10 protein-coding genes are annotated in these 14381 nt (G+C 65.5%); 2 read left to right on the top strand and 8 right to left on the bottom strand.

The genetic code is table 11. From position 1 onward, the window contains the following. Positions 1 to 39: 39 nt before the first annotated feature. From mutL to HXS66_RS01505, 4 genes are all read right to left on the bottom strand, one after another. Complete coding sequence (gene mutL, locus HXS66_RS01490) at positions 40 to 2316, bottom strand: DNA mismatch repair endonuclease MutL (RefSeq protein ID WP_176502713.1); 2277 nt, start codon at positions 2314 to 2316, stop codon at positions 40 to 42. Between the two features lie 195 nt (positions 2317 to 2511). Then, positions 2512 to 3996: an N-acetylmuramoyl-L-alanine amidase gene (locus HXS66_RS01495; RefSeq protein WP_371861104.1), complete on the bottom strand. Its 1485-nt coding sequence runs from the start codon at positions 3994 to 3996 to the stop codon at positions 2512 to 2514. 93 nt (positions 3997 to 4089) lie between these two features. Continuing rightward, a complete protein-coding gene (tsaE, locus tag HXS66_RS01500) occupies positions 4090 to 4575 on the bottom strand; it encodes a tRNA (adenosine(37)-N6)-threonylcarbamoyltransferase complex ATPase subunit type 1 TsaE (RefSeq protein ID WP_136938177.1) in 486 nt (161 codons plus the stop codon). Beyond that, positions 4556 to 6352, bottom strand: coding sequence for an NAD(P)H-hydrate dehydratase (locus tag HXS66_RS01505; protein ID WP_176502714.1), 1797 nt, complete (start codon positions 6350 to 6352; stop codon positions 4556 to 4558). The genes tsaE and HXS66_RS01505 overlap by 20 nt, the downstream gene beginning before the upstream one ends. 324 nt (positions 6353 to 6676) lie before the next feature. Here HXS66_RS01505 and queG point away from each other — a divergent pair, with 324 nt between their 5' ends. Beyond that, positions 6677 to 7747 (top strand): tRNA epoxyqueuosine(34) reductase QueG, encoded by a 1071-nt coding sequence (gene queG / locus HXS66_RS01510; protein ID WP_176493290.1) that lies wholly within the window; start codon positions 6677 to 6679, stop codon positions 7745 to 7747. Between the two features lie 19 nt (positions 7748 to 7766). Here queG and orn read toward each other — a convergent pair whose 3' ends face one another. Next, the gene (gene orn / locus HXS66_RS01515; protein WP_084209058.1) at positions 7767 to 8339 is read right to left on the bottom strand and encodes an oligoribonuclease; all 573 of its coding nucleotides are present in this window, start codon (positions 8337 to 8339) and stop codon (positions 7767 to 7769) included. A gap of 183 nt (positions 8340 to 8522) precedes the next feature. Here orn and rsgA point away from each other — a divergent pair, with 183 nt between their 5' ends. Then, positions 8523 to 9533, top strand: coding sequence for a small ribosomal subunit biogenesis GTPase RsgA (gene rsgA / locus HXS66_RS01520; RefSeq protein ID WP_077372474.1), 1011 nt, complete (start codon positions 8523 to 8525; stop codon positions 9531 to 9533). A 128-nt stretch (positions 9534 to 9661) separates the two neighbouring features. Here the strand turns inward: rsgA and pepN are convergent, their stop codons facing one another. The 3 genes from pepN to HXS66_RS01535 form a co-directional block, all read right to left on the bottom strand. Beyond that, positions 9662 to 12313 (bottom strand): aminopeptidase N, encoded by a 2652-nt coding sequence (gene pepN / locus HXS66_RS01525; RefSeq protein ID WP_176502716.1) that lies wholly within the window; start codon positions 12311 to 12313, stop codon positions 9662 to 9664. A 127-nt stretch (positions 12314 to 12440) separates the two neighbouring features. Then, a complete protein-coding gene (locus tag HXS66_RS01530; RefSeq protein ID WP_255303037.1) occupies positions 12441 to 12911 on the bottom strand; it encodes a YbaN family protein in 471 nt (156 codons plus the stop codon). 173 nt (positions 12912 to 13084) lie between these two features. Continuing rightward, positions 13085 to 14236, bottom strand: a complete 1152-nt coding sequence (locus HXS66_RS01535) for a glycerate kinase (RefSeq protein WP_176502888.1) — start codon at positions 14234 to 14236, stop codon at positions 13085 to 13087. Between the last annotated feature and the right edge of the window lie 145 nt (positions 14237 to 14381).

Here is a 14381-nt window from a genome sequence, read left to right on the forward strand (position 1 = left end):
GGTGAATCAAGGGTGAACCACTGTCGATACCGGGCAGGCTTACTGCCCACGCAGGAACAGCTTGTCGAGTTCATTCATGGAAAGTTCGGTCCAGGTAGGACGGCCATGATTGCACTGACCGGAGCGCTCGGTGCGCTCCATGTCTCGCAGCAGGGCATTCATCTCGGGAACCGTCAGGCGACGATTGGCCCGCACGCTGCCCCGACAGGCCATGTCCGCGAGCAGCTCATTCATGTGAGCTTCCATGCGATCGCTGCGGCCGTAACGCTCGAGATCCTCCAGCATGCCGCGCACCAGTGGCTCGACATCGGCATTGCCGAGCACCACCGGCACCTGTCGCACCAGCAGGGTTTCCGGTCCGGCGGCGTCCAGCTCGACGCCAAGACGCGTGAATGCCTCGGATTCGCGCTCGAAGGTCCCCATCTCGCGCGAACTGACGGCAAGTGACACCGGCACCAGCAACGGCTGGGCCTCCAGATGACCGCCGCCATGCACATGGCGCTTCATGCGCTCGTAGGTGATGCGCTCATGGGCGGCGTGCATGTCGACCATCACCATTCCACGCGAGGTCTGCGACAGGATGTAGACCCCGTGCAGCTGCGCGATGGCGTAGCCCAGCGGTGGCGTATCATCCTCGGCGCTCTGGGCTGGCAGGCCACGCATCACGATGTCAGAGGCGACAGGCGTGGGGCCGTCAGCGGACACATTCTCTGCCGGGACTCCCGACGATGGCTCCGCTGACGGTGCCGAGACCTGCCAACCGGCGGCAGATTCGCTGATACCGGCCGGTGCGTCATCCTCACCTTGGCGCATCCCTTCGCCCAGGGTGACACGCGGGGCGCGCCGCGCCTCGCGCTCGGCACTGGCGATGGCGGCAGGGTCGCGAGCAGCGCCATGCTCAGGCGTCGTGCCCGCAGGCCCGCCACCCGGCGTCAGCAGATGGTCTTCGCTGGGATGCAACGCACGATAGCCGGCCATGAACTGACGCACCCGCTCAGCACTCAGGCGCTCGCTGGAGCGGCCATCTCCGGCCGGCGGCAGCTGTGACGATGGCTTCCAGGGCGCGGCAGCGCCTGACGGCTCACCTGCAGCGGCTGACTGATCCTTCCCGGCCGACGCACCACCACCAGGGGATGACTGCGCTGACGCACCATGCTCCTGCGCATCCTGCTCCTGACGCCCGAGACGCATGCCCTGCTGCTGCCAGCCGGGATCCTCCTCCTTCTCCTGGCCCTCGATACCGGTGGGCGCGGCGCTGTTGTCACCGGGGCGCACCTCGGCCAGTGCCTTGTGCAGGCTGGAGAACAGGAAGTCGTGCACCAGGCGTCCGTCGCGGAAGCGCACTTCGTGCTTGGTGGGGTGAACGTTGACATCCACCACCGTGGGGTCCAGCTCCAGATAGAGCACGAACACCGGATGCCGGCCGTGGAACAGCACGTCGCGATAGGCCTGACGCACAGCATGCGCGACCAGACGGTCACGCACCACACGGCCATTGACGAAGAAATACTGCTGGTCCGCCTGGGCACGCGAATGCGTCGGCAAGCCAACCCAGCCGGAGAGACGCAAGCCGGAGGCCTCGATATCCAGATGCAGCGCATGCTCGAGGAAGTTGCGACCCAGCAGTGCGCCGATCCGTCGCTCCACCGTCAGCGTGTCCTCGCCGGCACGCAGCTGATGCACCACCTTCTGGTTGTGGCGCAACGTCCAGCCGATGTCGTGACGCGACAGCGCGAGACGCCGGAAGCTTTCCTCGACATGGCCGAATTCGGTCTTCTCGGTACGCATGAACTTGCGACGCGCCGGCGTATTGAAGAACAGGTCACGCACGGCCACGCTGGTGCCACGCGGATGGGGCGCCGGCGAGACGCGTGGCGACATCTCACGGCCTTCCGCCACCACCCGCCAGCCATTGGCGGGCTCATCCGAGACGTTCGAGAACAGCTCCAGGCGCGAGACCGAGCTGATCGAGGCCAATGCCTCCCCTCGAAAGCCGAGACTCGCCACACCTTCCAGGTCATCAAGGCTCTCGATCTTGCTGGTCGCGTGACGTGACAGGGCCAGCGGCAGATCCTCCTCGGTGATGCCGCAGCCGTTGTCACGCACGCGAATCAGCCGCGCACCGCCGCCTTCCAGTTCCAGCTCGATGCGCGTACTGCCGGCATCGATGGCGTTCTCGACCAGCTCCTTGACCACGGAGGCCGGTCGCTCCACCACCTCGCCCGCCGCGATCTGGTTGGCAAGACGCGGATTGAGGATGCGGATACGCCGCTCACGTGTTTCAGCGACATCCGTATCAGATGGCTCGACGGACATGGAAGAACTCCTGATTATGCATGCGTAGAGGGCGTCTCTCTGAAAACGACACTGCCCGCCGACCCGGCCTCTCCGTGCGGCGAGCACGCAAGAGCCGAGTCAGCGGACAGTCGACGGGCTTCATGCCCGATGGATAGCGTGCTCGGGCTGCCACGCCCGCCTGCCGCCACGTCGAAGGAGCAGGCGGCCTGACACTCAGCCGCGCGGAATCTTGAGCACCTGACCGACGCGGACCGTGTCCCCGCTCATGCCATTGGCCTGCTTCAGCGCGGCCATGCTCACGTTGTGACGCTGTGCGACTTCCGACAGCGTATCGCCACTCTTGACGCGATACTCGCCACCGTTGCCGCCTCGTGCCTGGCTGCGTCGCCATGCCAGCAGACTGGCAGGCGGCGGATTGCGCTCGAAGTGACTCTGGATACCCGAGAAGATCGAGCGCGCCAGCTTTTCCTGATAGGCGCCACTGTTGAGGTTGCGCTCTTCCTGGGGATTGGAGATGAAGCCCGTCTCCACCAGCAGAGACGGGATGTCCGGCGACTTGAGCACCACGAAGCCGGCCTGCTCCACCTGACGCTTGTGCAGCGAGTTGATGCGGCCCAGATTGGCCAGCACGCCGCTGCCTGCCGCCAATGAATCATTGAGCGTGGCGGTCATGGTCAGATCCAGCAGCACGCCGCGCAGCATCTCATCCTTGTCATTCAGGCTGAGGTTGCCATCCACGCCGCCGATCAGGTCAGCACGGTTCTCGGTGGCCGCCAGCCAGCGGGCGGTCTCTGAGGTGGCGCCTCGGCTGGAAAGCGCAAAGACCGAGCTGCCATGCGGCCGCGGACTGTTGAAGGCGTCGGCGTGCACCGAGACGAAGAAGTCTGCCTTCTGCTCACGCGCGATCTCGGTACGCTTGCGCAGCGGGATGTAGTAATCGCTGTTGCGGGTCAGGATGGCCTTGAAGCCGGGCTGCTCGTCGAACATGCGCTTGAGGCGCTTGCCGATCTTGAGCACCACATCCTTCTCCTTGGTACCGCTCGGGCCGCTGGCGCCCGGGTCCTCACCGCCATGACCGGGGTCAATGGCGATGATGATATCGCGCTTGGGATGCGTCGCCGCCTTGCTGCTCGGCAGCGGCGCGGCAGGCTCGCCCTTCAGCTTGCGCTTGGCTGCCGCCTGCTCCTGCTCGCGGATACGGGCTTCGATCGGGTCAATGGGATTCTCGACCGCGGACTCGCCCGGGAACTCGAGATCCACCACCAGACGGTTGCCGTACTTGTCGTTCGGCGCCAGCGTGAAGTCCTTGGGATTGACCTGGCGCGTCAGATCCAGCACGACCCGCAGGGCATCGTCCTGTCGTCCGGTACGGATCGCCTTGATGGCACTGCCTTCCAGATCCAGCGCATCGAGCTTGCGCTTCACCGCGTTGCTGGCCACCTCGCTTGCCGCGAGGTCGATCACCAGACGCCGAGGATTGTCGAGGCTGAAGATGTTGGCACTGGCTGCGCTATCGAGATCGAACACCAGCCGCGTGTGGTCCGGCGCGGTCCACAGCCGCAGATTCTCGACCTTGGCGGCCAGCGCCTGGGGAGCGAGCGCGAGACTTGCCAGCGAGCACATCACCCCCCCCGCCAGGCAGCGACGTAGACCGCGCATCATGCGCAGGCGAGAGGATTGGGGCGCAGTTTCAGGCATCGGAAAGGGTGACTCGAACAGAAGGAACATGGATGAATATAGCGAAGGATGACCAGACGCAGCCACGAAGATGATACGGCACGTCAGGCGCCATCATGCCTGAGAGGCGCGTCGCTCGGCCAGTGCCTCAAGCCAACCCTCTCCTCGCGGTGTGAGGGCATGCAACTCGGCCTCGCGGCCCTGCTCGGCGACGGACAACGTCACGCGCAGGTCCGGCACCGGCAGGAAGCCCTGACCACAGCTTGGCCACTCGATCAGCGCCAGGCTGTCATCGGCAAGCAGGTCTCGCCCGCCGATGAACTCAAGCTCCTCCGGGTCAGCCAGCCGGTAGAGATCAAAATGATTGATGTGCCATTCGCCGCCCTCGGGACGTGGCAGCACATAGGGCTCCACCAGGGTATAGGTCGGACTCTTCACCGCCCCCTCATGCCCGTAGGCACGCAGCACGCCACGCGTGAGAGTCGTCTTGCCGGCCCCCAGCTCACCTTCCAGGAACACCAGCCCGCGGCCGGCAAGGACGTCGCCCAGCTGGCTGCCAAAGGCAACCTGGGCATTTTCATCAGACAGGAGTATGCGCATTTCGGGCCCGTGGATTGAGCAATAAATGCATATAGGATGCCAGATCACCCGCGAGCAGGCCACGCTCGCCGCGCTCCTGCACCGCACGGTCGGCGGCCAGGGCGTGCACCAGCACGCCGACCCGTGCCGCCTGCGCCATGCAACGCGTGACATGCGCCGCCTGTGCCGTGCCCTGCTCATGGGTACGTGACTGGCGTGCATCGAAGCCACCATTGAGCGCCTGGGCCGCCAGCCCCGCGATGATGCCGCCCAGCACGTCCCCCATGCCGCCACTGGCCATGCCGGGATTGCCATAGGGACACAGCGCCACGTCTGGCCCTTCCAGCACGCCGGCGGGACTGGCAATCAGACTGCCGGCCCCCTTGAGCACTACACTGCCGCCATATCTTTGCTGCAGGGCGCGCACGGCGCCGGGCCGGTCCTGCTCGACCTGTGCCACCGAGCAGCCCAGCAGGCGCGCCGCCTCTCCGGGATGCGGCGTCAACACCCAATCGTCACGACGGATCACCTCACCTTCACCGGCTCGCCAGGCCAGCAGGCTCAGGGCGTCGGCATCCACCACCAGCGGCTGGTCGGCCGCGAGCACGCGAGACAGTCCTCCCCAGCCCCACAACAGGCTCTCCAGCGGCTCCGTCCCCATGCCGGGGCCGACCAGTGTCACGCTGGCCTGCGCCATCTGGGCTTCCAGTACGGCAAACCCGTCATGACTGCTGCCCTCCGGCCCGCTCTTGAGACCACGCACCATGACTTCCGGGCAGCGTGTCAGGCTGGCGCTGACATGCGCCGGCGCGGTAAGCAGCGCCACCTTGCCGGCACCGGCACGCGCGGCGGCTTCACTGGCCAGCAGAACGGAGCCGCCAAGCCCCGGCCCGCCGCCAAAGACCAGCACGCTGCCGGCATCCCCCTTGTGCGCCAGCGGAGAGCGCGGCACCAGCTCGGTCTCCAGCCAGCGCGGCGTGAGGCGCTGCACGGACTCGCACGCCAGCAACGCTGCCGTTCGGGTCTGCTTGACCACCTCCGGCAGCACCCGAGCCGCACCAAGCCGCGCCAGACTGACGTGTCCGGCATGCAGCTCGGCGCGCCCGGTGTGCAGACCCGGCTTGTCGACCAGAAATGTCAGCGTGACATCCGCCTCCACGGCGACACCGGCCACCGCCCCCGTGGCGGCATCAAGCCCCGAGGGCACATCCAGCGCCATGACATGCGCGCCCTCCAGGTGACGTTGGTTGATCAGCTCGATGGCGTGGGCGACCGCGCCGCGGGGCGCCTCGCGCAGACCGATACCGGTCAGGGCGTCCAGCAGCAATGGCCAGCCCTTCACCAATGATTCTGCCGTGGCGGTATCTTGTGGCCAGGGGTGACGCTCGACCCCGGCTTCCCGCGCGTCAATCGCGGCCAGCTGGGCATCGCCTGTCAATTGCGCCTCATCCTTCAAAGCGATGATGCGCACCTCGAACCCCGCCAGCTGGGCAAGACGCGCCACCAGATAGCCGTCGCCCGCATTGTTGCCGCCACCACACAGGACACACAATCTGCGCGTCTCGGGCCATCGCTGCCGCAGCAGGTCGAAGGCTGACTGCGCCGCCCGCCCCATCAGACGCTTGTCCACCGACGCTTCAGGCAAGCCGTTGGTCATCGAGACGGTCTCTTCCGCCAGCAGCCAATGCTCGAGGTCACGCAGCGCCGCGATGGGCCACAGGCAATTGACCGAACGCCACAAGGCTTGAGTGGCGGATGAGACCGGCGTCACATCGCAGGGGTTAGAGGAATCGCTCACGGCCATGCCCACACTCCATGTCTGATAAACTGAGTCGTGCCCACGCCCTGGAAAAGCGACGCCGCACGCCCTGAAATACTGGGTAGCGCACACCTCACATGCCGCTTGGGCTGATCGGCAAGTTACGCTAAGGTGGCGCCCTTTCGCACGCACCGCCGACTCCTCGCCGTGAGACGCCAGCGTGCACCATGCTCCTGAACATCCTGTCCAGCTGGAATGCCCATGCCTGCTTCATCCGCCACCATGTCCCTGCCCGCCGACGCAGCCGCAAGCTCTCCCGCCGAGACATCCGGTGATGACTCGCGCGTCGCCGACCCTCAGGCCATGGCGGAACTGGCAGCCCGCATCAAGACATGGGGGCGCGAACTGGGGTTTCAGCAGGTCGGGATCACCGACGTCGACCTCTCGGAACACGAGGCCTACCTGGAACGTTGGCTGGCCAATGGTCATCACGGCGAGATGAACTTCATGGCCAAGCACGGCACCAGACGCACGCGCCCGGAGGAGCTGGTGCCCGGCACGCTGCGCGTCATCAGCGTGCGCCTCGACTACCTGCCGCCCGAGGTCGAGACCACCCAGGTACTCAGTCAGCCCGAGCGCGCCTACGTCTCACGCTACGCGCTGGGACGCGATTACCACAAGCTGATGCGCAAGCGGCTGGCCAACCTGGCCAAGCAGATAGAGAAGGAAGTCGGCACGTTCGGCTACCGCGCCTTCGTCGACTCCGCTCCGGTCATGGAGCGCGCGCTGGCCCAGAAGGCCGGTATCGGCTGGTTCGGCAAGAACGCCATGCTGATGAACCAGCAGGCTGGCTGCCTGTTCTTCCTGGGCGAACTCTACACCGACCTGCCTCTGCCGGTGGATGCCCCCTTCGAGAAGGAACACTGTGGCAGCTGCAACGCCTGCAAGGTCGCCTGCCCGACGGATGCCATCGTCGAGGACAAGGTCGTCGATGCACGCCGCTGCATCTCCTACCTGACCATCGAGCTGGATGGCGCCATCCCCGAAGAATTCCGCCGTGCCATGGGCAACCGCATCTATGGTTGCGACGACTGCCAGCTGTTCTGTCCCTTCACGCGCTTTGCCAAGGCGACCCAGGAGGCGGATTTCTCGCCACGCCATGATCTGGATCGCATCGAGTTGATCCGGCTGTTCTGCTGGGGGGAGCAGGAGTTCCTCGACAAGACGCAAGGCAGCCCCATCCGGCGTATCGGCTATGAGAAGTGGCTCTCCAACATCGCCATCGGACTGGGCAATGCGCCCTGGTCGGAGCAGGTCGAGCATGTCCTGCGTGCCCGCCTGCCCTATCCCAGCGAGCCACTGCGCGAGCACGTGCGCTGGGCACTGAAGGAGCAAGCCATCAAGCGCGGCGCCCGTCTGGCCACCGCGCTCTGAGACTCTCACGCTGCGTCGTTCAGACGATGCCCTGCTGGGTCAGCTTGAGGAAGGTCTTGCGGTAATGCGCAAGCTCCGCCAGTGACTCGCGGATATCATCCATCGCCTGGTGAGTCGCCCGCTTCTTGAAACCGTCCAGCGCGGCCGGATTCCAGCGCTTGGCGAGTTCCTTGAGGGTCGAGACATCGATGTTGCGGTAATGGAAGAACGCTTCCAGCAACGGCATCTCATGCTGCAGGAAACGGCGGTCCTGATGCACGCTGTTGCCGCACATCGGCGAGGCGCCTGCCGCCACGTGGCGGGCCAGGAACTCGAGAGTCTGACGTTCGGCTTCGGCGGTATCGATCTGACTTTCCTTGACGCGCGTCACCAGTCCGGATTCGCCGTGGGTGCGCGTGTTCCATTCATCCATCGCCTCCAGCAGGCTGTCCGGCTGATGCACGGCCAGCACCGGCCCCTCGGCAATCAGGTTGAGATCTCCGTCGGTGACCAGCGTGGCCACCTCGATGATGCGCTCACGCGCGGGGTCCAGCCCGGTCATTTCCAGGTCGATCCAGATGAGTCGATCGGCCTGCGCGGTGGGATTTGCCATGGGTCACTCCTTGCTGAACGGGGAATGGGAAGACGCTGAGGATCCGCCTGTGACGGCAGTATCACACGCCATCCCTGGGTGTCGCACGACACCCGAGGGCGCAAAGGGTACAATCGCGCCGCAGAGGGGGGAAGACGCTCCCATCCCTGGCGAACGAACGGCGACCGGAGTCACCAGCCAAGCATGAGCAAACGCAAGCTAAGCCGCCAGCAACAATGGCGCATCGAGAAGGTCCAGGCCGAGCGTACCAAGCGCGCCGAAAAGCGCGAGACGCAGGACCGCGACAAGCTCGACGCCGGCGAATACGGCCCGGAACAGCACGGCCGTGTCATAGCCCACTACGGGCGCAGCCTGGAAGTCGAAAGTGAATCCGGCAGCCTGCATCGCTGCCACCTGCGCGCCAACCTGGAAACGCTGGTCACCGGTGACCGCGTGATCTGGCGTGAAGCCAGCGACGCCACGGGTGTGGTGGTGGCACGCGGTGCCCGCACTACCGAGCTTGAACGCCCGGACATGCGGGGGGTGCTCAAGCCGGTGGCCGCCAACATCGACCAGATCATGATCGTGTTCGCCGCCGAACCCGCGCCACAACCCAATCTGATCGACCGCTACCTGATCGCTGCGGAAGCCACCGGCATCACGCCGGTGCTGGTGCTCAACAAGGTTGACCTCCTGCCCGAGAGCGGTGGTGTGCTGCGTGACCTGCTGGCACGCTATGAGGCACTCGGCTACGACGTCGTCGCCTGTACCACGCGCGGCGAGGCAGGCCTGGACGCCCTGAAGGCACAGCTCAGCGATCGCACCTCGGTGTTCGTCGGTCAGAGTGGCGTCGGCAAGTCGTCACTGGTCGGCATGCTGCTGCCCCGAGAAGAGATACGTGTCGGCCCGCTCTCCACCGAATCACGCCAGGGCATGCACACCACCACCACGGCCTGGCTCTATCACATGCCGGACGGCGGTGATCTGATCGACTCACCCGGTATCCGTGAATTCGGCCTGGTCCACCTGACGCCGGAGCAGGTCACCGATGGCTTCCGTGAATTCCACGACTACCTGGGGCTATGCCGCTTCCGTGACTGCAAGCACGAGAAGGAACCGGGCTGCGCCCTGCTTCAGGCGGTCGACAGCGGCGAGATAGGCCGCGTGCGCTTTGACAGCTACAAGAAGATCCTGCTGTCACTGACCGAGAGCTGAACGTGCGCGACTGACGCCTCTCTTCAAGGCCTGGTTCGCAAGCACCACGAAAAACCCCCACCCGTCTGTGACGGGTGGGGGTTTTTCATGTCAGTCGAACTGACGGGGCGAAGACGTGATCCGGCGGATCAGGCCAGCGCCTTCTCCACGACCTCGTAGAGATTGCGCGACAGCTTCTCGCCACGGATACGCTCGAGCTCAGCCTTCATCAGCGCCTGACGCTTGGCATCGAAACGCTTGTAGCGCGTCAGCGGCGTGATGATGCGCGCGGCGATTTCCGGATTCAGGCGATTGAGTTCGATGACCACATCCGCCAGCAGGCGATAGCCTTCGCCATCGAGGCGATGGAAGTTGACGCGGTTCTGGCCGGCGAAGGCACCGATCAAGGCGCGCACCTTGTTGGGGTTGGTCAGCGAGAAGGCCGGGTGCTCCATCAAGAAGCGCACGCGATCCAGCACGTCGGCCTGCGGACGCGTGACCTGGATCGAGAACCACTGATCCATCACCAGCGGATCATGTGACCAGCGCTCGGCGAAGGCCTTGAGGGCCGGATCGCCCAACTCGGTGCGCGAGGAGTGCACCAGCAACGTCAATGCCGCGCGTACGTCGGTCATGTTGTGCGCCGCGGCCAGCTGGGCCTGGGCCAGACGCACGCCCTCCTCGTCCTCGATGCTCATCAGATAGCTGAGCGCGGCATTCTTGAGGCTGCGGCGCGCCATCTGCTCGAAGGTCGGCGCGTAGTCGCCCTGCTGCTCATTGGCGTGATAGAGCGCGACGAAATCATCGCGCAGTGCCGTGGCCAGTTGCGCCTTGGCGGTCTTGCGCGCCCAGTGGATGGCATCGACATCGACGACAGTCTGCTGCTCGGCGATATAGGCCTCCGACGGCAGAGTCAGCATCTCGGCCAGCACGGCGCGATCGGACGGCTCGCTCTGGAGCAGGAAGCGATAGGCGGCCAGCAGACGCGCATCGAGTGATGCCTGGGTGTCGCCCTGCTGCCAGGCAGCCATCAGATCCTCGAGCGCTGCCAGCGCCAGACGCTGACCGGCATCCCAGCGGTTGAAGCCATCGCTGTCATGCTGCATCAGGAAGGCCAGCTGCTCACGGCTGTAGGCGAAGGACAGCTTGACCGGCGCCGAGAAGCCGCGCAGCAGCGACGGCACGGGGTCGGCACCGGCCTCGAGGCCAGTGAAGACGAAGGTCTGCTCGGCCTCGGTCAGCTCCAGCACCGTTTCCGTGCCCAGCGCCTCGCCGTCGAGCGTGAGCGCCAGATCACTGCCATCCGCACCCACCAGGCCCATGCGTACCGGGATCACCAGCGGCAGCTTCTCAGCCTGCCCCGGTGTCGCCGGCGTGGACTGATGCAGCGTCAGGGAATAGCGGCCCGTCTCGGCATCGAAGTTGCCACGGGCACTGATTTCCGGCGTCCCCGCCTGAGAGTACCAGCGCATGAACTGGGTGAAGTCACGCCCGGAGGCTTCGCTCATCGCACTGATGAAATCCTCGATGGTGGCGGCGCTGCCATCGTTGCGCGCGAAGTAGAGGTCACTGCCGCGGCGGAAGGCCTCTTCGCCCAGCAGGTTGGCGACCATGCGCACCACTTCGGACCCCTTCTCGTAGATGGTCAGGGTGTAGAAGTTGGAAATCTCGATATAGGACGCCGGGCGCACTGGATGCGCGGTGGGACCGGCATCTTCCGCGAACTGCGCGGTGCGCAGCATGGCGACGTCTTCGATGCGCTTGACCGGCGCCGAATTCATGTCGGCGGAGAAGGTCTGGTCACGATAGACGGTGAAGCCTTCCTTCAAGGACAGCTGGAACCAGTCACGGCAGGTGACGCGATTGCCGGACCAGTTGTGGAAGTACTCGTGTGCCACCACCCCTTCGACGCGCTGGAAGGCAGCGTCGGTGGTGGTGTCGGGATTGGCCAGCACACAGGCGCTGTTGAAGATGTTGAGACCCTTGTTCTCCATCGCGCCCATGTTGAAGTCATTGACCGCGACGATCATGAAGATATCGAGGTCATACTCGCGCCCATAGACCTCCTCATCCCACTTCATGGAGGCCTTGAGAGAGTTCATGGCGTGCTGGGTCTTGTCGAGATTCTCCGGCTCGACCCAGATCTCCAGGGCGACATCACGCCCGCTCATGGTGGTGAAGCTGTCGGCATGCTTGACCAGATCCCCCGCCACCAGCGCGAACAGGTAGCACGGCTTGAGGTGCGGGTCCTGCCAGGTGACGAAGTGACGGCCGCCGTCCAGCTCGCCACGCTCGACGGGATTGCCGTTGGAGAGCAGGATCGGGTAGTTCGCCTTGTCCGCGATGACGGTCGTCGTGAATACCGACATCACGTCCGGACGATCCGGGTAATAGGTGATACGGCGGAAGCCCTCGGCCTCGCACTGGGTGCAGAACATGCCGGAGGACACATAGAGCCCTTCCAGTGCCGTGTTGGCCGCCGGGTCGATCAGCACGACCGTCTCGAGCTCACAGCTGGCCGGCAGCGCCGCGAGGGTGAGATGCGTCTCGTCGACCTTGTATTCATCACTGGCGAGCGCTCGCCCATCGACACGCACGGATTCCAGCGTCAGGTGCTCGCCATTGAGCACCAGCGGCGGCGTCGCGTCACTGCCCACGGCGGCATCGGGATTGGCCTCGAGGGTCAGCACGGCCGTCACGCGGGTCGCGGACGGCGCCAGGTCGAACGTCAACCGAGTGCTGAGAATGCGCCAGGCCGGCGCTTGATAATCATCAAGATGAATGGCGGCAGGTTGTGACATGAAGGACTCCACGATCAACGCCGCGCGGACGATGCCACACGGCAGGAAAACATCGGGCAGCGATGGCAGCCTGCCACCGCGCCCGCGATGAATGGCCCCTCACGTGAGGGGCAGGACACGCGAAAGACTAGTCGTTCTGCAGGCGTTCGCCGCTGACGGGTCGGGAAGGCTCATCGTAGGGCTCGGCCGGGGAAGGCGCAGGCGCGAGTTCCTCGTATCCCCCGCGCGGCTCGGGGCGCGTGCCCAGCCAGATGGCCAACAGGGAAAGGAAGATCAGCAGCGAGACCTTGACCGCCATCACGGAGACGGTGAAGAGGATAATCAGCATCGAGACCATCAGCATGCCGACCGCCAGGATGCGTGCACGCAGCGGGATGGCACGCTCGCGCTCCCAGGAGATCAGGGGAGGCCCGATCTGGGGGTGTTCGCGAATGTAGCGCGCGAAGCGAGGGGAGCCGCGACTGGCGCAAGCCAGCGCCAGCAGCATGAAGACGGTCGTCGGCAACAGGGGCAGGAACATGCCGGCAAACCCGATCGCGAAGAACAGCCAGGCCAGCCCCAGCCAGCAGATCCGCTTCATGCGCCGAAAAATCATCATCTCAAGGTCCCCTCAACCATCGGGCGCACACCGCGTGCCACCTGCTACCAGTCAAGCGCCAGATGCCTCCCGAGGGAAGTGCATTCTGGCTATCTTTCCCATAGCTGCTGCGTGCATGGTAACGGGCTTGCCCGTGACACGAAAGGCGAACGGGGTTGCGGTGCAGGCGACATTCAGTCGCTGTGCGCCACCTGCCAGAGGCGCATGATGGCTTCACAGCGGTCCGCCAGCAGTTCAGCGGTGCGCGTCAGGGCCTGCTCCAGCGGCATGGCAGCGTCACACAGGGTGAAGACGGCGCTGACGCCTTCGTCATGCGCAGCCTGCCAGCCATCCGCGAGACGCCCTGCCAGCACGATGGCCGGCACTCCGGCCGCTCGGGCGGCACGCGCCGCGCCGATGGGCGTCTTGCCTCCCAGACTCTGCCCATCCAGCCCGCCCTCGCCGGTGATCAGCAGGTCACACCCTTCCAGACGCTGGGCCACGTTCAGTCGTTCCATCACAAGCTCGATGCCCGGGCGCAGCTCCCCCGTGAGCCAGGCCGCCACTGCGTAGCCCATGCCACCTGCAGCACCAGTGCCCGGCAGCTGCTGGTGGTCCTCCCCCAGCACCTCGGCACTCATCCGCGCGAAACGCCCCAGCGCGACGTCCAGCTCCTTGACCACCGCCTCATCCGCGCCCTTCTGGGGCCCGAACACGGCCGTCGCGCCACGCGGGCCACACAGCGGGTTGTCGACGTCCACCGCCGCGGACACCTTGAGAGTCGCCAGCCGCGGGTCCAGGCCACTGGCATCCAACCGCGCCAGTCGTGCCAGCGCCGCGCCTCCCTCCGGCAGTTCGTCACCCGCCTCATCCAGCAGGCGCAGACCGAGTGCACGCAACATGCCGCTGCCGCCATCGTTGGTCGCGCTGCCGCCCAGCGTGACGATCAGGCGCTCGGCACCGGCCTCCAGCGCGGCAAGCACCAGCTGTCCGACGCCGTAGGTACTGGCGATGCTCGCATCACGCTCATCGGGGCTGAGCAGGTGCAGACCACTGGCCTCGGCGAGCTCGACGATGGCCGTGCGGCTACCCGCTTGCCAGCCCCATTGCGCAGTGACCTCACGCCCCAGCGGATCACGTACCTGAGCGCTGCGCGCCTCGATGTGATCTGCCTCGCTTGCAGCGGCCAACAGTGCCGCCAGGGTGCCCTCTCCGCCATCTCCCAACGGGCACAGGTCGAGCTCGGCCTCGGGCATTACGCGCCGGATGCCGCTCGCCATTGCCTCGGCAGCCTCCAGCGCAGGCAGCGCTTCCTTGTAGCTGTCAGGGGCCAGCAGGATACGCAACGCCGAACGAGAGGAGGAAGTGGAAACGGGAGACATGGGCTGACGATCCTTGTTGTCAATGGTGGGGATGATCTCAGGTGCTCCTGCGTGATCAGGCATGCGCTGGATGACGCCACGGCACGCACGGCGCGCCATGGACACGCAG

The organism is Cobetia sp. 5-11-6-3 (genome assembly GCF_013374055.1).
GTDB lineage: Bacteria > Pseudomonadota > Gammaproteobacteria > Pseudomonadales > Halomonadaceae > Cobetia > Cobetia marina.